This is a genomic window from Cupriavidus necator, assembly GCF_013141915.1.
GTDB lineage: Bacteria > Pseudomonadota > Gammaproteobacteria > Burkholderiales > Burkholderiaceae > Cupriavidus > Cupriavidus necator_B.
On the sequence record NZ_SROX01000003.1, the window covers coordinates 110,739 to 130,863 of the forward strand.

The window sequence follows — 20,125 nt, forward strand, 5'->3', positions numbered from 1 at the left end:
ACTTATGGCAGGATGTAGCATGGCGCCCAGGCCGCTTTCGCCGGGATAATTTGACTGGCATTACCTATGCCAGAACAGCCAGGCGAGCGCTGACGAGCCGGTTAAGGCTGACGCCTTGCTCCGCCGCCTGCGTCGCCAAGGAACGATGCAACTCCGGCGGGATGCGAAGCGATAGGACGCCGCTATATTGCTTGTCCGCCAGCGGAACGGGGACTTCTTCGCCGCCGGACTTCATGTCGGCAACGGCTTCCGCCACGACCTGCCGGATACCGGCCAAGGCGTCTTCAGGCGTGGAGGCGAGCCAAGACAATGACGGGAACTCTGCGCATAGCCCGACGTGCTCCTGGTCCTCGGTCGACCAGGTTACTCGGTACGTATAGTGGTCAGTTGGCATTTTTTCCCTCGTGCAGCTTCTCAATCGCCTTCAGCACTTGGTTGGCTTTCCCCTTGTCATTCTGAATGTTCACACGTGGGTCGCCCGGCCAAGGTGTTTTAAACACTGCATGGCTAGTGCCCGATTGCCTGGCGGTACCGAAATATTCTTCGCACACCTTCATGAGGTTCGAAAACCGCACATTGGCTGGCAGGCTCCTGGCGCATCTGCGCCAAGATCTTACGGGTGTCTGTCATGACAGCGTGGTATCAATAGTGCAACCATTTGAAAATCAAAGTGCGCGAACGGCTCAGAACGCCTTACCCGGCAAAACCCAGTCGAGCCGTGCGCGCCGGCCGCGCGGGGCGGTTGAAAGGCGGGTGTTTAACACCGAAGCGAGAACCGCTTGCCTCAAGTGCAGAGGCTCACGCAGCGCCCGGCTCTGCTATACGACCACCCAAGGACCCGAGCTGGAGATGCCGATCGCCGTTAGCGCCGCCGACGGGGTCGCGCCGGCGGTTTGCTTTCGTCGGCCCCCGTTGCGTTCGCGCTCGCTTCGTCCGGTTGCTGACTCCCAACGGCGGACGTCTCCGCGCCCTTGGCCTCCAAGTGAGCACGCAACGCTCTCAGCTCGGCCTGTGCCTCAGCGGCCAGGCTGACCGCTTCGATTAGCTTGTCCCGCGTGGACTGATGCGCGGCGTGCACCTCTGTCAGTTCCTGGCGTGCTTGCCCTTCCCGCGTCTCGGCGCTACTCAAGCGCGCTTCAGCGCGTTGGCGAGCCGCCTCTTCTGCCGCGCGCTGGGCTTCGGCAACGGCCGCGGCCTTCTCGGCCGCGGCGCGCAAAGCCTGCTCGCTCCCCCATTGACCCCGTACCGCGACCACTTCGTCCTCCAGGCGAGACACTGCTTCCAGGCGCAGTTCCGCTTGTGCCAGCGCGCGCCGTACGCGTGCCAACTCCTCCTGTTGGCGTGCCGCCCCTTGCTGCAGACGCTCAATTTCGTCGGCCTGCTCGTTCGCCCTGCCCGCGACGGTATCGCGATCGGTCGTCACTTCCAAGAGCTGCTGCGCCAGGTCGTCTCGCTCCTTTTCAAGCGCTTCGCCGTTCGCTGCCATCGCGGCGAGCTCATTCATCGCCTGCGCCAGGGCGGCCTCCGCTTCGGCGGCCGCTTCCTCGGCGACTTTGGACAACTCGGCGCCCAGCGCGGCAAGGAGGCGTGAATTCGGTTCGCTGAGCTTGCGTGGTGGCCGCTTCTGCTGCTGTTCCTGCCAGGTCGACCAGTACCGATGAATCGTGTTCATGCTGCCGCTGCCCAACCGCTCGCGCACCGCGGTCAGCGTTGGCTTTAGCTGTTGGGCGACCAGCGCCTCGGCAACCGCGGCCACTTGCTCGTAGGTGATGCCCGGACGTGCCATTTCGTATTGCTCGTGCTCCGTTGATATCGTATTGAAAATAATACGATACGATACGAAAAACAAGTACGAAACGACGGTGAAGGGGGAAACGGGTGCATGGCCCCGGCAGACGCCGCCGAGCCGCTCGGCCGCCGAACAGGCTGGGTGGAAAGGCCGCGAGCGGCCAAGGGTCTACCTCGAGACTGGTAGGCGCCCCGTCGCAAGGGGCCGCAACGACCCGAGGTACTCGATTTCCGGCGGAATGGATGCGGAATCGAAAGCGCGAAATCTAGCGCCAACCGTTCGGGCGTCGCTCCTTGACTTCGCGTTGGTGCCGATAGAGTGAAAGCATCCCTTCGACAACGATGCCAATGCTCTCCCACCAAACGCAGCTCCCCCTGTTCCCGACCTCGTCGGGCCGCGTCCATCCCGCCAGCGCGTCGGCGCTACTGCTACTTGCCTGTTCCGGCACGAAGCTCGACCGGCAGGCGCGTGCCATTGACCTCTACCAAGGCGTGATGTACGACTCCTATCGGGCGCACCTGCGACGGGAGGCTAGACCGAATGTCCTGATCCTCTCCGCACGTCACGGCTTCCTGGATCCGCACGCGGTGATCGATCCCTACGACCAGCGCATGACCGCGCAGCGTGCCGACGCGATGTTGGCCGATCTGCCGGCATTCGCGGGATCGGCGAACTGGCCAGCCCAGGTCGGCAAGGTGTTGCTGGCCGGCGGCAAGGAGTACCGCCGTGTCATGCGCGCCGCGCTCGCTCGCCAATACAACACCACGCTGCCGGCCTTTCAGGAAACGACCGGCGGCATCGGCATGCAACGCTCACAACTCGGCGCGTTTCTCGACGGTCTTGCGCCGAGGTTCAACGAGCCGATGGGCCATCACCCCAATGGCACGCCGCTCTACCGGCGCTACGGCTGGATCGAAGCCGGTGCCGTGACTGGCCTGATCTACCGGGCGGCCCCTTACCTGCCCGCCGTCAAGGCCCGTGTGCTTGCCTTGTTCCAAGGCCCATCCGGACCGACCGCCGACGCGGAGGTCGAGGAAATCATCCGCGGTCGCACCAGCATTGGCCCTCGCTGGGTCGGCGTGGCGGATCTTCACCCGCTGCAGGAGGCCGCGTGAGCGAATTCGAAAAAGCGCTGCACCAGGAGGCGAAGGCGCTCAGCGAGAATCTCGATGGCACAGCTGGCCAGCTATTGGCCCTCACGCACGCCGGCTACAAGGCGTGGGCCAAGGAAGGCAATCTGCATTTCCCGGAGCCAAAGCGCTACGCCCTGCTCCACGAGATCCTGCGCTACTGCGCCTACGGGAGTTTGCTCGAGTGCAATCCGACGCAATGGGATAGCCTGCGGGAGATTGCCGAGATGCTGGATGGGCGGTACCCACGTTATGCGTGCACGCGAGCGCGTCTGCGTGCGCGCCGCAACCGCTATGGCAGACCGTGCGTCTAACGTGCCAACGGTGCGTGCCCTGCCACAGCTGCCAGCGATATCCGCCTCGTCCGAGGCGGGCGATAGCCGCCATGTCGGACTGCCCTATCCAACCACGTCCGCCGGATTGACGCTCTCCGCGCGCAGTCGTACGCTGCCAGCTAGCGGCTGGATGTGAAGCTCGATATTCTCTCGACGAGCTCTGGCCCAGCCGGCACAAATCGCGGCTTCTAGCGTGGGGAACAACTGACGCGGCTCCGGTGTGCCGTCTATTTGTAGCGCCCACTGATGTTCGGCCGGCACGACGCTAATACTGTTTGCAGGCATCAGAAGCTCCAAAGATCGCCGCAGGCCATGCCGCGACGCCAGATGCCACCCCGTGGGGGAAGCGTATCACCCCTTGATCGAGCGTGGATCGTTGCCGAAAGAGTTGCGCTCGCGGAGCTGACCGTCCCGACCATGGATCAGCAGTTCGACCTTGTCTTGGTTGGCCTTTTCTGTCCCGGCGGCAATGGCCTCTTCCTCGCTAGGGAAGTGTGACCGCCGTCCGTGCCCTCGAATGCGACCGCCCCAACGAGCGCTTCTTCGCCGATTTTCCCCGCACGCATGGGCGGCCGCCCACGCCGCAGCCGGGGAAAAGCCGCCCACAGGATCGGCACTGAATCGGATGGCCCAGCAAGGCATAAGGCGCGTCAGCATGCCAAGCGAATGGCATTTCCGTACCGGTCGAAGACCGCACCCGGGCATGACGCCCGTCCTGATCGGCGTCTCTAGCCTTCCAGCCAGGCATGCTGATCCCTGGCCGCATCGCCGATCTTGGCCGCATGAGCCGCTGCCTGTTCGAGCCAAGGCGCATGCGCCTTGGGTACGACCAGCATCGTCAAACCCAGGCCGTCCAGCACACGCAGGGCGTGCTCGAGATTGACGCCCTTGCCGTTCTCCAGCTTGGACAGCATGCCGATCGAGACAGCGCAATGCCTTGCCGCCTGGTCAATCGGCATCCCCTCCCCTGCCCGCGTGGCTCGAATGCGCTCGCCCAGTTGGTGAATGGCGCGAATTGTCGCGCGCGAAGGCGGCGTCGGATCAGGTAGTGGTCGCGGCATGGAGGCCCGTCCCGTGAAGAAGAGAGGTCAGCGTGGAAGCTGCTCGTCACGATTGTTTCATGAACGTGAAATTATACTCCACAACGCTGTGGCGGCCCTCTATGCCGAAGGAAACTGGCCAGCCCCGCCCGACAAACTCGTGGCGTTAGCCCATGCAGGTCTGAAGGTGTGGGCGAAGGTCGGCAATCTCCAGTTTCCGCCCGAATAGCGGTATGCGCTGTTACAGGAAATCATGCGCTACTGCGCCTGGGAATGCCTGCTCGCGTGCTGCTTCACGCAGGAGCTCCGCTTGGAGCGGATCGCGGACATGCTGGATGCCACCTATCCACGCTATGCCTGCACCCGCGCAAAACTTGCCGCGCGCCGCAACTGCTATGGCAGGCCGCGGTTCCGAACCCTCTCTTGGAAGCAATACACGCCGCGAAGCGGCGGCACGAGTGGGAGATGAGATAATTTCAGTATATAACAGCGGGTATGGCGCAAATGGACTCCCTCTGGCTCAGCAACCCGACCCAGGCTTATCGCGACTGGCAGGCGCGTGAGGCGGCCGGCGCAGATCGCCGCCCCTTCTCAGCACGCTCGATCGTCCAACATCAGGCAATGTTCGAGCATTTCCGCCGACACGTGATGACCAGGGGCTCGACCATCGCCTCATTTGGCACCGCCGATGTCGACGCGTTCTGGCAGACGACCGACGGCCGGTCGTACTCCCAGGCTACCCGCATGCGGTATGTGAAGCTGCTGGACCGCCTGTGCCGGCATCTGGTCTTCGCCGGCGTGCGGCAGGACAACCCAGCGGCCGCACTTCTCTTTGCTGAGCGCTGGCCAGACGAAGAACCCACACCCCTGTTCCTTGATGAGGCTGAGGATGCGCGGCTACAGGCCTATCTGCTATCGCCTGCCGAGGATCTGGCCGGCTTGCGCAGCCGCGCGATCGTCGCGACATTCCTCGCAACGGGTATTACAGCGGGGGAAGCGCGAGCAGCGCGTTTGAGGGATCTGATTCCGGATGCGAGCCCGCCCTATCTTTTTGTGTCGGCGCACGGCGCACGGGACGCGCACACGGTTCACCTCGCCGACTTCGCGATACCTGTATTGCGGACTTGGTGCGCGCGCCGCTCGATCCTCCCCGTCGAGGGCGACCTACTATTCACGCTCACCCCCGATGGTCGACCGATCACCGACATGAGCTTCGGTCGGATCGTGGCCACAGCACTTGCCGCAATGGGGTTCTCCGGTGCAGAGCCAAGCCCCCGCACGTTGCGCAATACCTTCTGCCGGCGCCATCTCCTGGCAGGCAGCTCACGTGATGAGGTCAGCCGCATGTTGGGGCTGGCCAGCCATCGCACTTGTGACCGAATTGCTGCGACACTGCCGGCAGCGGACGAGCCAATGCACCAAGATAGCTCGCCTGACGCGCCAGCAAAGGCCAAATAAGGAAGATCATGGATATTCCACTGGACACTGTGAAGGTCATTTACCGCCGTGCGATCGACCCAAGGGCGAGCGACGGTGAGGGTGCGGCCTGGTGGGCCGCCGTCGCGGAGGAAGTCATTGCCGTCGTCCGTGCCGAGGACACCGTGGCCGCTGCCAGCGTTATCGCATGGTGGCACCACGACTGGCATGCAGTGGGCGACTCCGCGAGAGCGGCAGCTGCACGCATCCGGCGCGCTTCCCGCGCGCTCAGGATCGGCTGATCGAGCAACCCTTGGCGCGCACACGATATCGGGCCCTCCCTCTTGCATACGCGCCTGCTTTTGCTATTCTTCGCCGGTGCGCCACCCTAAATCGCTTACAGGCGCGCATTTTTTTCTAACCAGACACGACTATGGCCACGAAAGCGAAACCCGTAGCAAAGACTGCAACGAAGACCGCAGCAAAGAAAGCTGCTCCGGCAAAGAAGGCCGCTCCGGCCAAGAAGGCTGCCGCAGCCGCCCCGGTCGCCAAGCCTCTGAAGGACACGTTCAACAAGTCGAGCCTACTCGCCCACCTGGTCACCCAGACCGAGCTGGACAAGAAGACCGTTCAGACTGTGCTGTCCCACCTCGAAAACACCATGGTGAGCGCGATCCATAAGAAGGGCGCCGGCGAATTCACCCTGCCGGGTCTGTTCAAAGTGGCGGCCATCCAGGTGCCGGCCACAAAGAAGCGGTTCGGCAAGAACCCGTTCACCGGCCAGGAACAATGGTTTGCGGCCAAGCCGGCCAGCGTCAAGGTCAAGGTGCGTCCGCTGAAGAAGCTGAAGGACGCCGCAGCGTAATCGCGACGATTCCCGCGAACAAAAAAGCCCCGACTCGCGATTTCGGGGCTTTTTTGCATTGGATCCCTACTTAGAAGGGCGAGGGCTGCGGCGTAGCAACTTGCCGCCATGCCAGCCCCGGTTGCCGGCAGGTCCTCGAAAAGCACCTCCGCAAGCGCAACGCATCGATGTCGTACTCAAGGGTTAGCCCGAGGCGATCCTTGTATGAAGTGCGCCGGGCGATTTCATCGCGCCCCATCCCCTTCAGGCATCCATACTGCGTGTAGACGTGATCAGACAACGCAAAGCACTCAGTCAGATTTCGCCATTCCTTCCACACGGGTAGGGCAAAATTTCGGAGGTGCCATCGAAGTCTCGTCGTCGCCATCCGAAAGAGATGGTCGATGACTTCGCGCTCCGTTAGCTTAGCTTGCATCTCGCTCATGCCTGTGCGGTCGTCACGGGGAAGCCAAAGCTCAAACGTCGGGTCGCCCATCACGGTAGCGATCCCGCGATGTGTTCCATGGCCTTTTCTATGCAGTCAGTCCCGGCACGCGGCAAGGGAAGGATCATCCGGCGCGACACCGTTCGTGACGGCCATTGCACGATAGCGCCTGATTTAACGTGTGCCAACGCCAATCGGTCGCATATCCCGGCGCGTTCGCGTAAGCGTCGTCGGTCGACCACAGTCGCTCGCAACGTCGTGCGTTGCCTGGCAGCGGACCTATATTGACCCGCTACACGGTGTTTGAACTGTCGGAAATGCGGCCACTCGAACGGCTAAAAGCGGTTCGCTTGACAGGGGATTCTACCGGCTACAATACGGTCCAGGTAAGCAAATTCGGCGGGGGGAAGAGAATCACTTATGCGGACAAGCTTGTCACCGGACTATCAAATTGACGCCCCGGAAACGCGTGACAGGGTGATGCATTTCCTCAATGGAATCGGGGTTCCTGCCCGATACGAAGACGGCGCAACCGGCTTCTCCGAAGGATGCTGCATCGCGCAGGGTGCGCTACATGTAGATCCTGCGTGCCGGATTTCGACAATTCTGCACGAAGCGGGGCATCTGGCCATTACACCACGGCGCTTCCGATCACTTATGAACGGAAACCTCTATGCAGGTCATCGCGAAATGCTGAAGGTCGTCGATGAGGCAGGTGTGTATCCGGACGATCCCCTCTATCGTGCAGTCATTCAATGCTCGGATCCAGAAGCCACTGCATGGGCTTGGGCAGCGGGTACCGAATTGGGGCTGCCCGGCGAAGAGATTGTTCGAGACGACGAGTACGGTGGTGATGGTGAGGCAATCCGGCTGGCGCTGCAGATGCGCGCCTACATTGGAGTACACGGACTCGCTCACGCCGGCTTTTGCGCGATTCGCGAGCGTAACGGTGTCGCTGCCTGGCCGCGCCTGCATTTCTGGACGCAAGAAGTTGGATTTCCGGAGTACGTCCCAGCTGGAGAGTAAGGGCAAGAGTTGAACTATGAAAACACCAGGCAAACCTTGTGCATCGTGTCCCTGGCGTCGCGCTGCGGGTGCGGGAGACATTCCAAACTTCGATCTCGAGCTGGCCGAAAAGCTGGCTGATACATGCCCTGACCACCGGGGCATGGGGCCGGACTTTGGAGCCAGTATCTTTGCGTGTCATCAATCCCGGCAAGGAGAGGAGTTCGCGTGCGCTGGATGGCTGGCGAAAGTCGGACACCGCCATCCCGCGGTGCGCCTGGCAGTGGTCTCCGGTCGGCTTGATCCAGCAGCACTAGAGCCTGGCGAGGACTGGCCGGAACTGCATGACAACTATCGGGAAGTGCTGGACAAGCTGCGTGCGACGTCGAATTTTGAAGACGAGGCCAAAGGAGATGAGTCGGCAGTCAAGATCGGGGGATCCAACGCCAGCGTTATTCAGCATTGCCGCCCCGTGGGATCGCCTCACTCTTCAACGGGGCAAGCAGCACGCGCGATTGACGGCACGCCTACACGAATGACGATCCAAAGTCGGAAAGTTGTGGCTTCTACAAAATCTTTGGAGAGTCAGTAGCCGTCTCAATACCCAGCGCTAACTGGTGTTGGTGTGCTCAAACGAGCGCTTACGATAGTCTCGCCGTCAACCTGAACTGGTGTTTGCCGTGAGCCGCTCGTCGCGCTTGCCCCTTTTCCTGTCAACCGCGCTGCTTCAGGACAGCCGCGCGATACCGGGAGCGCAGTAGCAGATCCGGCACCGGCGCGAGGACCTCCGCCATGAATTGAAGCTCGACGCAGGAATCGGCACCGTGTTCCCGTACCGCCCGATCAAATGCGGCCTGCGCCGCTTCCAATTGCGTCTTGACGCGGCACACGCTCAGGCGGCGGCAGCTCTGGCTCCTCGAACATCATGAGCCTCAACTGCTGTGCATGCGCGACCCAACCTCCAACAGATGCCAATGGAAGGTCGTAAGGAAGGCATCCACGCGATCAATCTCATTGCTTGGTCCCCGTCTCATCGACGACTACAACCGTGGTGGCCCACAGAAAACGACTTTGTAGTGTTTGCCCCCCTTGTGGAGCAATACGGGCTTACCGTCTTCGACTCCAGTCCTAGATGTCGCTTTCGCTTCTAACTCATCCCCCACATCCAATCCATCGCTCGCACCCATTGCTCTTATCCGTTTCGCGGTACATCGGCTTCGATCGCAGCATCGTCATCGCAAGCGCTCTTCGTTCCACTCTAGAGCCTCTAGTGCTTCCTCCCCTGCCAGCGATGGACTGAGCGTGACTTCTGCTTGCCACATATCGCCGCTGTCCCGGATGAAAATGAAACCGGAGTCGGACAGCATCTGCGCCGCAGCTGATACCTTCTTGCGCTTCAGTTCCTGCGTTTCCACGCACTCTTCGAGTAGCCGCCGCGCATGTGGCCCCATGGCGCGCAATCGCATCGCCGCCGCGTGCGCATCGGCTTCGGTCTCGTAGTGCAGGAGCATCGCTCTTTTCCTATGTTAGAGCGGCAGACCGGCGACCGAGTACAGCCGAACCGCCGAACGTGGGATGCCAAAGCGCTCAATGGAATCCTCAGTCTGGAGTGGCAGTACCATCAGCCGGTGCATGAAAGCGCCCCCGCTGGGATCGACGTGTGCAAACAGCCTCTCCACAAGTTCCCGGTTCTGCAGCGGCTCATCCACGACCACAATATCAGCACCGTTAAAATCGAACATCGGGTAGTGACCTACCGTAGCACCCCGCACCTTGCCTTCGAAATCGACCTCAACCTTCTCACTCATCAGTAGCGTCTGGCTGTCGGCATACGCAACTCGCAAGCCATCTTGTGCACGTGTTTCTTCCGTCCACTGCTTCAACGACAAGGTCTTTCCCGTTCGGCACCGACCAACGATTCCAAGAACCTTCACTGTTCCAAGACAGTCGCTCACAAGAGCTGCCACTATCGCCGGTGTCAGGATGACGTTGTTCAATTTCTTTTCCGTCTCAAACGTTATCGTTGGTCACGAAGTCCAAGAAGAACTCGAACCACAACCCTTCCTGGCCATCCGGCAGGCTCAGCGGATACTGATCCGGCTTCTCAACCACGCGCGCGCGGTAAGCCTGCTCGAATCGCTCCACATCGCTGCGCAGCTCGGCGATGAAAGCATCGAGGGTCTGTGCCATGCTTTGCTTTTCCGTTATTCAGGGTGGAAATCTTGCGAGAGCACGTCATCAACAGCCCAAGGCAACGCTTCCGGGAAGACATCGAGATCCAGGCCGGTCTCATTGCTCGCGATGCTGCGGGCCTTTGACCATACGATGTCGAGCCACGCAGCATCGCTGAACTTACCCCGCAAGCTTGGGGCTTCATTCAGCACGTAGGCAACTTCCTTGCGCTGTGTGCGAATGTTGAACTGCCAACTCTTGCTGCGGCGGGAAGGCTGAAACTGCCACTTCAGCAGGTGCGCCAGCAGCACGGACATGCGGCTTGCCAATTCGCGTTGTTCGCTCTTGCCCACGTCCTCGATCTCGTCTGCAATGTGCCGAACGTCGATGGCCGACAGCTTGCCCCCACGCAGCAGTGCGGCCTGCTCGCCTGCCCAGGCCACCACATCCTTCTCATAGGCCGTACCCATGACGGCTCCATCAAATGTGGCTTAATGCCAGGTGCACACGTGCACCACGTCAAGCGCGCTCGCTTGGCTTCCCGATCGTCTTCCTGGCGTGATTGATGACCGCATCCGGGCAATTACGCCGCCGCGTACTGTCCGGTGCTGCCAGATATGATTTCCAAGTGGACAGGGAAATCGGAAAGGCTTGCCCCTTGTTGACCAACGCCAGCGCTTCCACCTGGGTGATGCCGGCTTGCACGATCAGCGCACGCAGCTCCGCGCCGTTATCCTCTTTGACTTCGTTCATAACTTCGCGCTTAGGTGCACTTGTGCACCAAGAATAGCACACGGCTCTCCCATGCCGCCTTGGAGCCGTCCGAGCTATGAAAGCTGGGCCCCTCACCCATGGTTGCTCCAGTTTTCTGTCAGAAGAAATGGAAAAGCCGGTCCCTTTCGGAACCGGCCATGGATTGAAATAGAGAAGGCGATTACGCCCCGGCAGCAAGCGCCGTGACGTCGATCATGCCATCGGCCTCATCAACCAGCTCCGGCGTCTGGGAGATGAAGAATTCCCGTTCATATCCGCCAACCCGCAACACTTCACGCTTCATCTTCATGAAGGCGCGCTTGCGCTCCGGATCCAGCGGACCGTCCGCTTCATCAGTGAACAGCGTCTGAAAGGACTGCCGCGCGTGTTGCGCCCGATACAGGGCGATACCGCGCGTCAGGCATTCGTTGATCCACACCTTCTGGCCGCCGCTGATCACGGAAAACTCCTTCGAGCTATCGTTATCGGCATCCAGTACCGCAATCGAGAACCCCTCCCGGGCTTCCCCGCTAGCCAGCGTCGTTTGCGTCCGGATCGCGATTGTGAATCGCGGCCCATAGCAGGCGAGCAGCAAGTCATTGACGATGCCGGTAATGGCTGGCCCCGCATCATCGATCGACAACGCGATCACGCCGTCGTTGCCGAGCCCCTTGCCGAGCAGCTTCCACTGCGCGATTTCGTCGGACAGGCGTTGCACCTGCGACTCAAGCCCCGGCAAACCACCAAGCTCCCGCTCGATCCGGTCACGTTCAGTGGCCAGCGCACTTTGACGGCGGATCAATGTTTCGATCTTGCCGTCGGCCGCGCTGACCCCTTCCCGGACGCCCGCAATGTCGCGGTCGAGGTCCGCAATCAGGCCCGTCACATCGGTTACGGCCAGCGTGTCAACCTCTCGTTGCATCACAGCCAGCTGGGATTCAACATCCTGGAGATCCCGGACGAGCCGGTCCTTCCGTTCAGTCTCCTCCTGCGCCAGGGCTGCCAGGTCGCCCCGTGCCTTCCCAAGCGCAGCGGCGGCGGTGTCAAGCAACGGTCTCTGAGCCGCCAGGGCAGTCAGGCGTTGAAGCTGCTGATTGTCTCGCGCGATGTCTCGCTGCAGGGATGCCACCGCTTCACGAGCCGCCGGCAGGCGCTGCAATGCCGCGTCCATTGGCCTCAGGGCTTCCTGCTTATCCCTGTAGCTGGTACGCAGATTGGTCACCACGATAGCCTGGGCTTCGTACTGGCCTTTGGCCTCGCGGGCTTGCGCAAGCAACGGACACTGGCTGTGCATTGGGTGGCCGCTGCAAGGCACGGTATCCATGACATCGGTCTGGGCCTTGAGGGTCCGCGCCAGCTGTGCCGCCACCGAGCCGCGCTGCTCCATCCCGCGCAGCTCACTTACCAGCCCCGCATGCCGCGTCGCAAGCGCTTCGACTTCGGCCAGCTCCCGCTGCCGTTCGGCAAGTTCCGCTTGCCGACGGCCAAGGGCCATCTGCACGCCATCTTGTTGCGCGCCCGCGGCGGTGATCGCCTCGGATTGCGCAAGGGTTGCCTGGCTCGTCGCCAGGGTATGCTCAAGGTCCCGCTGCCGCGCAGTCGCCTTCGCAATCGCCGTGCGATCGTCCATGGCAAGCTGCTGGCCACGTGCCATCAACTCCCGCTTGCGCTGATGCAACTCGCGCAACCGGGCTTCAGTGCCGGCCGATGCCGCCTGCTTGGCAGCCAGCGTGGCGCGTTCCTGCTCCAGCTTGCTGCCACGGTTGAGCCGCTCCGTACGATGCGTCCGCTCAGCAGCAAGGGCCTGGTCGATCTCCTGAATCTCCCTGGTCATCGCTGCCACGGTGTCGCGCTTGCCAGACAGCACAAGTACATCCCGCTGCAGCCCATCCAGAGCACGGCTCAGCGCCTTGGCCACGTCGCCCGCTTTCGCGGACAGCTCGCGCAGGTGATCGATCCCGAGCAGCTCGGCGAGCAGCTTCTTGATCTCGGCGGGCTGGTAGCTTGCCAGCGGCCGCCGGTTCTGCGCGGAAAACACACTGGTGAAGAAGGCTTCGGCCGATCCCAGAACCGAGTCAAGGCAGCGGCCGTACGTGTCGGCCTTGCCATCGGAAACGGTGCCGTCAGACAGTTGCACCGGGCTCCAGTCGCCCGTCGCGCTCTTCTCGAACAGGTAGTACTCCGCCTTGCGGCTCTTGCCCGGGTTGCGAAACGCGAATGCCGACCGGTAAACCTTGCCGCCGTGCTCCCATTCCAGGTCCTTCTCCGCGCGCGGGGCACAGAGGTGGTCCCAGTACGAGAAAGCGTCGGCCGACATCTTCGTTGCGTGGCTCGGCATGAGCGGATACGGATGCAGGTTGTCCATGATCGTGGTCTTGCCGGCGCCGTTGGGGCCGACAATTGCAATCAGGCCAGCCGGCAGATCGGTCAGATCCACCGTAACGCTGTCCCGGTGCATGCCATCGCGGATACCGTGGAAGCCGGCGAGGGTCAGTTTCAATGGGCGCATTCGAGGACCTCCGCGCCAAAGGAGTGGAGATAGTCAGACGGGAGCTCCATGGCGCCGCCATCAAACACCGGCATCTCGGCCGCGGCCGGCACATCCTGCTCCGGCTGGCCCGCGATTGCGCGTTCGACCGAACGCACCGCCGCCGCAAACTGAACTCCGGCCATTTGCAGAAGCGCCTTCCAGTCGTCCAGGCCTGTCATGGCCCTGAGCTCCAATGCGCTCCACTGTCCGGCAAAGCCGTTCGAAAAAGACCAGATAACGTCTTGCAGCTCCTTGGACGGTGCCACGGAGTACCAGGTGTTGCCACCGTCGGTGGCAATCGCCATGACCAGTATGTGATCGCGCTTGGCAATCACTGCGCCGCGGCCGCGGCCGAACGGCTCATACATCATGCATTGCGTGAACTGGTGGTTCTCGCACAACCGCTTGGCCAGATCCGTGCGGGTCATGGCACTTTCCTCAACATGGAGCCACTTCGGACCGGCGTGATAGAGAATCATGTTGCACTCCAGGGTAGGACGGAGCGCGCCCCGGACGGGAAGCACCACGTCTGGGTAGATAGAAAAGAAATGGATACTGCTGGTCGATGCGTCAACGACGCGGGTGAAACCGGGTTTCGACAGCCACTCACGGCTGTCGGAACAGGGCTCGCATGTTCAGAGGGTTAGGCGGGTTGCCCCGCGAACAGGTCATCGGTGAGCCAGTCCATACTTGACTGGTCGGCCAGCGGCGCCGACGCGAGAACCGCCACGGGGTCCGGGCTCGGGTCGGAGCGTTCAACACCGCTTGGTGTCACTTCCGCTCGGGGATGCTCATGCGCACCAGCCTCGCGCAGTTGGGCGAGCACGCCGTCCGCGATCGACTGTGCATCGAGCGTTTCCAGCATGGTCAAACGGTCTACCAACGGGGCAGTGTCAACGCCGGTCAGCTCACCCCAGCGGGAGAGCTTTTCCGGCAGACTGGCCGCCCGGCTGATGCCTTCAGCGCGGCTACGCACGGCCGGCAAGACGCGCGTCTCGATCTTGACCTCGGCGCTTTCTCCGAACAGCGCTAGAACCGCGTCACGGTCGACCAGTTGACGATGCTCCTCGTTGACCGTCCAACGAATGCGCACGAACTTCTCAGCGGCTTCCATGGCAATGTCGGCGAGCCTTGCCATGTCCGGCGGGCCATCGAAGTCCACACACACCGTCGCGCGTGCAGGCGTGGCCACCAACGAGGCCGTGGCATGTCCGGGGGTCACCTGCCACTGCAGGTATCCCTTCTCCCCGATCTCGCCGTAGTGGAATCGCCCGATGGAGCCGGGATATGCCACTACCCTGCCCTCCCGCTCCCATTGCTGAGCGCGGTGGATATGGCCAAGCATGAAGGCGTCACACTCGGCCTCGAACAGCGCGCCAATGGTGAACTCATGGTCGAAGCCGGCCATGGGTACGCCGTGCTCGGTCTGGCAGCCGTTCACCGTGCCGTGCGACACGCCGACCGTGCGCACGCCCCATGACCGCCATTGGCGATTGATAGCGCCAGCCGCGGCCAGGTAGTGGGCAAGCTGGTCGCCCACCGCCGTCGCTGCGTTGGCCACGCCGGCGGCAGCAGCCAGTACCGCCTTGTTGACGGTCGGCACGCAGGTGAAGACCACTTCGGGCATGCCGTGCTGGGCCATCAGCACGTCGATTTCCGCGGGCGAGAAAACCGGGCCGTCCGACGGTACAAACTGCCCCGCGCACAGCGCGACCTGATGGATGCGATCGGCTACGTATACGGGATGGTGCGCACCGATGAGTCGGAACAGGTCCAGCGTGCCCGGTGGCTCATGACTGTAAGTGCCCTGCAGGAGCAGGACGGGCATGTGGGCCGACAGCCGGTGAATCTGCCGTGCGAGCGCGGACAACGCTGGCGTGTGCGCGTCAAGACGATGATCGGTGGAATCTCCCGACACGACCCCGACGTGGCAGCCCGACGCAATCGCATCGTCGACCGCAAAGCCAAAGCAATGGTCCGCCTCGGCCAGATGGCTGGGCGAGTAGTGCAGGTCTGAGAAATGACCCAGACGCAGGCTTTCGCCTTCGTTGAGCATGGAACCTCCTATGGATAGGGAATGTGCCGCCGGATTGGCCAGCGAAGCGAAAGGAAGCATGGACACCATCGGGCGTCCATAAGTCGAGCCGGCACGCAGGCCAGGCTCAGGGAGAGATCTCGGCGGCGATAGCCTTCACCTGCTCGCGGTATGCGACCGGGTTATTCGCCAACGCAATGCGCATGTCGTTCACCACCTGCCGAACCGCTTCGGGCCGCTTCGTCCATCCGGCGCCAAAGCTGTTCTGCAGAAATACACGCAGATCCATGCGATCCTGCTCGTTGCCGAAGCCGAGGCGCCCGGCGAGCTCGTTGAACTCCGCGGCCAGGTCTTCATCGGCCGCGTGCTGGGCCTGCGCGTCGGGCAACGCACGCTCATCCTCTGGCGGAGAATCGCCTGAAGACTCACGCTGCTGCGACACTTCCGGTGTGCCCTCGAGCGCTGCGATCGCGTGTTGCGCGGCTTCGACATGCGCGAGCTCCGGCCGATCGGAGCCGTCAAGCAGCCCGGCCAGATCGAGATCCGCATCGAGGGTGATGAGCCACTGCATCTGCCGAACCGGCTTGCCGGATTCAGGCTCGATCCGGCTGATCTCGACCTCCTGCTTGCTCAGAAAGAACTGGACCCCGACCAGACGCCCACGTGCCAGCGCGACAGTCTGCATGGCCGCGTGCGCCTTCTGCAGGACATAAATTGACGTTGTCGGCAATTCGATCAAGCCCAGGCCCCGAGTGCTCGGAACTGCGAACAAGAACGAGGCAGACAGATTGCAGAAGCCTTGTTGGTACTGCGGGCAGCTGTGTGGATCGCACCGGCCGTCCGGGATAGCATCGTCCTGACGGAGGATGACAGGTCGACCACCCCACACGCGCTTCGCACGATTGGCTCGCGCATCGCGTTGCACCAGCGCGTAGGTCTTGCAGTAGCGCAAGCCGTCCGGTCCGTACTCCGAAAAGAACTGCCTGCCGCTGGCCGTGTACGTCACCAGCTCATTTGGCATGTTGCGCAGCCAGTCATCGAAGGCGAACACCACGGGGAAGCGCCATAGCTTCAGGCCATTGCCATCGCCGCGGTCTTCGCCGTAGCGCTGTAGGATGTCGTCGGCTACGGCAGGATTCGCGAAGTCCGATCCTCGACAGGTAAACCATGGCACGTTCTTCGGCACGAGGGCGTTGCGCAATTGGGTCTTGCGCTCGATCTGGATGCCGATCGACTCAAATGAATGCCCTTGGGCAAGCATCGCGTCATGGATTCGCACGGCTTCGGGATTCTCCCGGGCCTTGCGAGTCAGGACTTTGATTCCCGGCCGGATCTTGCCGATGATAGGCGGCCGCATGGGCCGCTCTTCTAGAAGGCTTCTCGGTCCGTCGAAGCCGCTGTAGGTAATGGGTGCATGCATGCGTTCATTCTCCTTTCTGAGAGAAATCGAACGACGTTCGCCCGGATGGACGCACCATGCTCCCGTAGGCGCAAGGCTGTGTCTGCCCCGCGCTGGGTCGTTACGGTGGAAAGGAAGGCCGCACGAGCGGCTTCCGGAAGACTTGCGACGTGTGCCGCCTCACAAAGGTTGCGCCAGGCTGCCGGCATGTCCTTGTACATCGGACGCCGACGAACCAGCATTGCCGCGATGGCGGCGGAAATCTCGGAATCGTGGTGCATGACATCTCCCCGAAACAGGCTTCTCACAAACAAAGAAAGCCCGCGTCCCGGATGCGCCGGAGAGCGAGCTTTGTTCGAGAGACCTGCATGCCACGCCCCTTCCGGGGGCGTGGCACTCAGGGAGCAGCGTGCTAATCGCCCGCCGCTCATGCTGAGGACGTAAAGTCGTCCTCGTGCAGCATGGTCACGCTGCACAACAACCCATTTCGCGAACCCACAGGTTCGGCCGCAGGTTCACGGATCGGCTCGACGTCAGCCGTTCTGCCTAGGAGGGGCCTGGAGAGAGACGCCACATGGTCCCAGGCTCGAACGGTGTCCAGCGTGCACTTATGAAGAGGCACAGCGAAAGACGCGTATTACGAGCTGATGAGGGAAGTGTTCGGCGAAAACACTTATCACAAGGAATATCCACACCGGTAGCCAGCCGGTCGGCGCGTGCGCAAATGGCACGACTTGGAGCAGAAGATGGACTCGCCAGGAGTCAGGGTCGATGCGTCAGTGACGCGAGGTGTGAGTGAATTGTGGCACATCAGCACCCGGAAAAAAGTCAGAAAGCTCGCCAATTATGTGTCGCTTTCTCCAGGCATCTGTGCAGCGTTGTGTCTCAGAATGCCTGCTGAGAGAGATCCCACCACATGGAACATGGCCGAACCTTCCCATCATCTGCCCGATGGCGAGCCGCATCCTATACCGCTGATATCGTCGCGGGACGCGCCTTCTGACACCACCGCATCCGACGCCGGACCCAAGCCCATCCGGCGGATGCTCAGCGAGGGACGCGTCGCAAAGATCGTTCCTCAAACGGACAGCGGCACAGAAGTGTCCTACTGCACCGACTTCGTACGGAACTTCCTGCGCAGCGACTACAACTTCATCACGTCGAAGTTCTCGGTGGCCAGCAAAGGCAAGATCCTCGCCCTGGACGAGGCCTTCCGAGCGGCGCAGGAATGGATGGACGCGAGGCTGCAATGGATTGAGCGGCAGCCAAGGCGCCATCTCAGCCTTAGATTCGACCAACGGCAGCTCGTGGTGACACACTCGCTAGCCGGACGGCTGATCCGACTGCTTAACCAGCACGACAGACTCTTCCACCGTGCGCTCGGGGCATACATGGCCCAGTCTATTACCGACGCTGAGAAGGACGAGGCGATTTTTGGCGCTGCCAGACAAATCCGTGCGATCCACCGGCTTTGCATCCCCGACAACGACTGCTTCTCCCCCGACGGAAAGCTGATCGATCAAGCCTGAAACCTGAAAGACAGTATGGACATCAACGAAATCGAACGCCTGCACGCGCACTATGCGGAGCCGCCCGTCACGATCGAACTGGCCCCGTCCGGTGCCGCCAGCCTTAGCGCCTCGTCGGCGCTGCCCCCAACTCACACGCCGTCCGGGAACGAGGCAGTGCCTGCCTGGGCGCGTATCAAGCCGATCCATTGGCGGGGCCTTGGCATTGTGCTGATTGCCGTTCTCGCCTTCGGCGGAGGTCGATGGCTCGCGTCGGGCGACACGCACAAGCGCCCCGAGTCGTCGACGGCTGCCGCTTTGCCAGCGGCCATTGGACCAGCCGAAGATGGCGGCCACGAATGGCCCGCGTCGCAGCCAAGCGTCGCGCAGCCAGCCGCTGCTGAGCCCACGCCTGTCCCCTCGCCGTCAGCTGCGCCGGCCGTGTCCGCGCCCGCGCCTGCGGCGAGCTCAGCAGCCGCTGCCGAGAACCGGGCGAAGCCCCAAGCGCCCAAGGCGCAAGTCCCGAAGCAGAACATGGCTGCGCCGGCGCCCACCAGGCTGCAACCGGCCTCCCCCCCACAGACCGCGCAGGTAACCCCGGCATCCAGCCGCGGAAACGAGATCAAACTGTTCTGATTCCCGACATGACCCAGCAAAGAACCTTCAGTTTGATTCAGGCAGGACTCAGTATCCACGGGCACGTGGCCTGCGATCACGGCGTTAGCTGCTTTGGCCTGGTCGATGGCGATTTGCGTTCATCCCGAGGCTTGGTCCATATCGGTGCGGAAGGGCTGATTCGCGGCACCGTTGAAGGCGATCACGTGCTGATCGATGGCACCGTCGAGGGAGATGTGGCGGCCCGGATTTCCTTGCATATCAATGGCCGCGTGAAAGGCCGGATTGCCTATGCCGGTACCATCCGGCTTGGTAGCTCTGCAGCCCTGGAGGGGACTATCTCGCGGATTCCCGCTCTCACCTATGGCGACGGTCCGGAGGCGACAATCACAGCCGCCGCGCCGACGGCGGAGGCCGAGCCGGCGGTAAAAGTATGAGCATGCTCAAAGCAATTTTCCGGAAAGCTCGCACATAAACGGCGTCTTTCTGCCAAAACCGGTAAAGAACAAGGGCCCGACACGCAGACGCGTTGGGCCCTTTCCTTTCTCATTCGCGCAGTTCTCGCATGCTCACCATCTCTTCGATAGTAAAGAGATTTCGGACCGTGATCCACGGTCCCCGGTAGCCTGGCTCGTCAATGAAGGCCACAAGCGGCACGCGGCCGTCAATGATGCATTGAAACGTCCTGGCGCCATGCGCCGAGTCTTCGATCGCGTATTGCTTGCCGTGGCGCAATTCGAACGCGACATTGCCTTGCGGCAATCGCATGCCCGCCACCGCAGATTGCACCGGCATTGCAACAATCGGGAGCCAGTCGTCAAACGGCAAGAAATTTCCGTTGCGGACAACTGAAAACCACTCGTCGACACGCAGCGCCATGCCATGCTTCGGCAGGCGGTCGACGTCCATCACAAGAAGCTGGGGCTCCAAAGCTCGCTCTTCTGGCGTCCCATGCCGGCAACACGCGCGCCGCCTTTGGCAACGGTCCAGCCGCTCACTGCGACTGGCACCTGCCGTTGTTTCGGCTACGCGAATAGTCCGACCACATGCTTCGGATTGGGCAATGCTTGCTGACATAGGAATCCAAAAAAGAAAAGCGCCGGGGCTGG

General features: G+C 62.0%; 27 protein-coding genes. 10 read left to right on the forward strand and 17 right to left on the reverse strand.

Annotation, left to right across the window (positions count from 1 at the left end; genetic code table 11):
• Window positions 1–64: 64 nt before the first annotated feature.
• From E5S69_RS08335 to E5S69_RS08345, 3 genes are all read right to left on the reverse strand, one after another.
• Complete coding sequence (locus E5S69_RS08335; protein ID WP_058698124.1) at window positions 65–394, reverse strand: type II toxin-antitoxin system HicB family antitoxin; 330 nt, start codon at window positions 392–394, stop codon at window positions 65–67.
• A complete protein-coding gene (locus tag E5S69_RS08340; protein ID WP_233528055.1) occupies window positions 384–557 on the reverse strand; it encodes a toxin HicA in 174 nt (57 codons plus the stop codon). Before E5S69_RS08340 ends, E5S69_RS08335 begins: the two co-directional genes overlap by 11 nt.
• A gap of 305 nt (window positions 558–862) precedes the next feature.
• A complete protein-coding gene (locus E5S69_RS08345; protein WP_058698125.1) occupies window positions 863–1,786 on the reverse strand; it encodes a DNA-binding protein in 924 nt (307 codons plus the stop codon).
• Between the two features lie 350 nt (window positions 1,787–2,136).
• On the opposite strand from E5S69_RS08345, the gene E5S69_RS08350 reads away from it, so the two are divergent.
• Both E5S69_RS08350 and E5S69_RS08355 read left to right on the forward strand, forming a co-directional pair.
• Window positions 2,137–2,904 (forward strand): DUF6884 domain-containing protein, encoded by a 768-nt coding sequence (locus tag E5S69_RS08350; RefSeq protein WP_233528057.1) that lies wholly within the window; start codon window positions 2,137–2,139, stop codon window positions 2,902–2,904.
• The gene (locus E5S69_RS08355) at window positions 2,901–3,233 is read left to right on the forward strand and encodes a hypothetical protein (RefSeq protein WP_233528058.1); all 333 of its coding nucleotides are present in this window, start codon (window positions 2,901–2,903) and stop codon (window positions 3,231–3,233) included. The genes E5S69_RS08350 and E5S69_RS08355 overlap by 4 nt, the downstream gene beginning before the upstream one ends.
• Before the next feature lie 84 nt (window positions 3,234–3,317).
• Here E5S69_RS08355 and E5S69_RS08360 read toward each other — a convergent pair whose 3' ends face one another.
• The 3 genes from E5S69_RS08360 to E5S69_RS08370 form a co-directional block, all read right to left on the reverse strand.
• On the reverse strand, window positions 3,318–3,539 hold the full coding sequence (locus tag E5S69_RS08360; RefSeq protein ID WP_081050298.1) for a DUF2188 domain-containing protein: 222 nt from the start codon (window positions 3,537–3,539) through the stop codon (window positions 3,318–3,320).
• A 66-nt stretch (window positions 3,540–3,605) separates the two neighbouring features.
• Window positions 3,606–3,959, reverse strand: coding sequence for a DUF2188 domain-containing protein (locus tag E5S69_RS32595; protein ID WP_327077464.1), 354 nt, complete (start codon window positions 3,957–3,959; stop codon window positions 3,606–3,608).
• Window positions 3,960–3,982: 23 nt separating this feature from the next.
• Complete coding sequence (locus E5S69_RS08370) at window positions 3,983–4,213, reverse strand: XRE family transcriptional regulator (protein WP_233528059.1); 231 nt, start codon at window positions 4,211–4,213, stop codon at window positions 3,983–3,985.
• A 585-nt stretch (window positions 4,214–4,798) separates the two neighbouring features.
• Here E5S69_RS08370 and E5S69_RS08375 point away from each other — a divergent pair.
• The 5 genes from E5S69_RS08375 (at window position 4,799) to E5S69_RS08395 (ending at window position 8,596) form a co-directional block, all read left to right on the forward strand.
• Window positions 4,799–5,752 carry a tyrosine-type recombinase/integrase gene (locus E5S69_RS08375; protein WP_058698249.1) on the forward strand — a complete coding sequence of 318 codons (954 nt, stop codon included), beginning with the start codon at window positions 4,799–4,801 and terminating at the stop codon, window positions 5,750–5,752.
• A gap of 8 nt (window positions 5,753–5,760) precedes the next feature.
• The gene (locus E5S69_RS08380; protein ID WP_058698128.1) at window positions 5,761–6,012 is read left to right on the forward strand and encodes a hypothetical protein; all 252 of its coding nucleotides are present in this window, start codon (window positions 5,761–5,763) and stop codon (window positions 6,010–6,012) included.
• 131 nt (window positions 6,013–6,143) lie between these two features.
• A complete protein-coding gene (locus E5S69_RS08385; RefSeq protein WP_058698129.1) occupies window positions 6,144–6,575 on the forward strand; it encodes an HU family DNA-binding protein in 432 nt (143 codons plus the stop codon).
• A gap of 904 nt (window positions 6,576–7,479) precedes the next feature.
• On the forward strand, window positions 7,480–8,025 hold the full coding sequence (locus tag E5S69_RS08390; RefSeq protein WP_081050318.1) for a hypothetical protein: 546 nt from the start codon (window positions 7,480–7,482) through the stop codon (window positions 8,023–8,025).
• A 16-nt stretch (window positions 8,026–8,041) separates the two neighbouring features.
• On the forward strand, window positions 8,042–8,596 hold the full coding sequence (locus E5S69_RS08395; protein ID WP_143010729.1) for a DUF6283 family protein: 555 nt from the start codon (window positions 8,042–8,044) through the stop codon (window positions 8,594–8,596).
• Between the two features lie 640 nt (window positions 8,597–9,236).
• On the opposite strand, the gene E5S69_RS08400 is transcribed toward E5S69_RS08395, so the two are convergent.
• The 10 genes from E5S69_RS08400 to E5S69_RS32895 all read right to left on the reverse strand — a co-directional run bounded on the left by E5S69_RS08400 (window position 9,237) and on the right by E5S69_RS32895 (window position 17,324).
• Entirely contained in the window at window positions 9,237–9,515 is a 279-nt protein-coding gene (locus E5S69_RS08400) for a hypothetical protein (RefSeq protein WP_058698133.1), read from the reverse strand.
• Window positions 9,516–9,530: 15 nt separating this feature from the next.
• Window positions 9,531–10,001 carry a hypothetical protein gene (locus tag E5S69_RS08405; RefSeq protein ID WP_081050300.1) on the reverse strand — a complete coding sequence of 157 codons (471 nt, stop codon included), beginning with the start codon at window positions 9,999–10,001 and terminating at the stop codon, window positions 9,531–9,533.
• A gap of 13 nt (window positions 10,002–10,014) precedes the next feature.
• Entirely contained in the window at window positions 10,015–10,194 is a 180-nt protein-coding gene (locus E5S69_RS08410; protein ID WP_058698135.1) for a hypothetical protein, read from the reverse strand.
• Window positions 10,195–10,208: 14 nt separating this feature from the next.
• Window positions 10,209–10,646 carry a DUF29 domain-containing protein gene (locus E5S69_RS08415; RefSeq protein ID WP_058698136.1) on the reverse strand — a complete coding sequence of 146 codons (438 nt, stop codon included), beginning with the start codon at window positions 10,644–10,646 and terminating at the stop codon, window positions 10,209–10,211.
• Window positions 10,647–10,695: 49 nt separating this feature from the next.
• Window positions 10,696–10,929 (reverse strand): hypothetical protein, encoded by a 234-nt coding sequence (locus E5S69_RS08420; protein ID WP_058698137.1) that lies wholly within the window; start codon window positions 10,927–10,929, stop codon window positions 10,696–10,698.
• 181 nt (window positions 10,930–11,110) lie between these two features.
• Window positions 11,111–13,438, reverse strand: a complete 2,328-nt coding sequence (locus E5S69_RS08425; protein WP_058698138.1) for an AAA family ATPase — start codon at window positions 13,436–13,438, stop codon at window positions 11,111–11,113.
• On the reverse strand, window positions 13,426–13,938 hold the full coding sequence (locus E5S69_RS08430; protein WP_058698139.1) for a hypothetical protein: 513 nt from the start codon (window positions 13,936–13,938) through the stop codon (window positions 13,426–13,428). Before E5S69_RS08430 ends, E5S69_RS08425 begins: the two co-directional genes overlap by 13 nt.
• A 164-nt stretch (window positions 13,939–14,102) precedes the next feature.
• Entirely contained in the window at window positions 14,103–15,515 is a 1,413-nt protein-coding gene (locus E5S69_RS08435) for a metallophosphoesterase family protein (protein ID WP_058698140.1), read from the reverse strand.
• Between the two features lie 106 nt (window positions 15,516–15,621).
• Window positions 15,622–16,914, reverse strand: coding sequence for a hypothetical protein (locus E5S69_RS08440; RefSeq protein WP_058698141.1), 1,293 nt, complete (start codon window positions 16,912–16,914; stop codon window positions 15,622–15,624).
• Window positions 16,863–17,324 (reverse strand): DUF7696 family protein, encoded by a 462-nt coding sequence (locus E5S69_RS32895; protein ID WP_423766619.1) that lies wholly within the window; start codon window positions 17,322–17,324, stop codon window positions 16,863–16,865. Before E5S69_RS32895 ends, E5S69_RS08440 begins: the two co-directional genes overlap by 52 nt.
• Window positions 17,325–17,816: 492 nt before the next feature.
• Between E5S69_RS32895 and E5S69_RS08445 the strand changes: the two genes are divergently transcribed.
• The 3 genes from E5S69_RS08445 to E5S69_RS08455 are packed head-to-tail and all read left to right on the forward strand — an operon-like array spanning window position 17,817 to window position 19,453.
• Window positions 17,817–18,422, forward strand: coding sequence for a hypothetical protein (locus E5S69_RS08445; protein ID WP_143010730.1), 606 nt, complete (start codon window positions 17,817–17,819; stop codon window positions 18,420–18,422).
• A gap of 15 nt (window positions 18,423–18,437) precedes the next feature.
• Entirely contained in the window at window positions 18,438–19,037 is a 600-nt protein-coding gene (locus tag E5S69_RS08450) for a hypothetical protein (RefSeq protein WP_058698143.1), read from the forward strand.
• 8 nt (window positions 19,038–19,045) lie between these two features.
• Window positions 19,046–19,453 carry a bactofilin family protein gene (locus tag E5S69_RS08455; protein ID WP_058698144.1) on the forward strand — a complete coding sequence of 136 codons (408 nt, stop codon included), beginning with the start codon at window positions 19,046–19,048 and terminating at the stop codon, window positions 19,451–19,453.
• 109 nt (window positions 19,454–19,562) lie between these two features.
• Here the strand turns inward: E5S69_RS08455 and E5S69_RS08460 are convergent, their stop codons facing one another.
• Entirely contained in the window at window positions 19,563–19,925 is a 363-nt protein-coding gene (locus E5S69_RS08460; protein WP_058698145.1) for a hypothetical protein, read from the reverse strand.
• Window positions 19,926–20,125 lie beyond the last annotated feature (200 nt).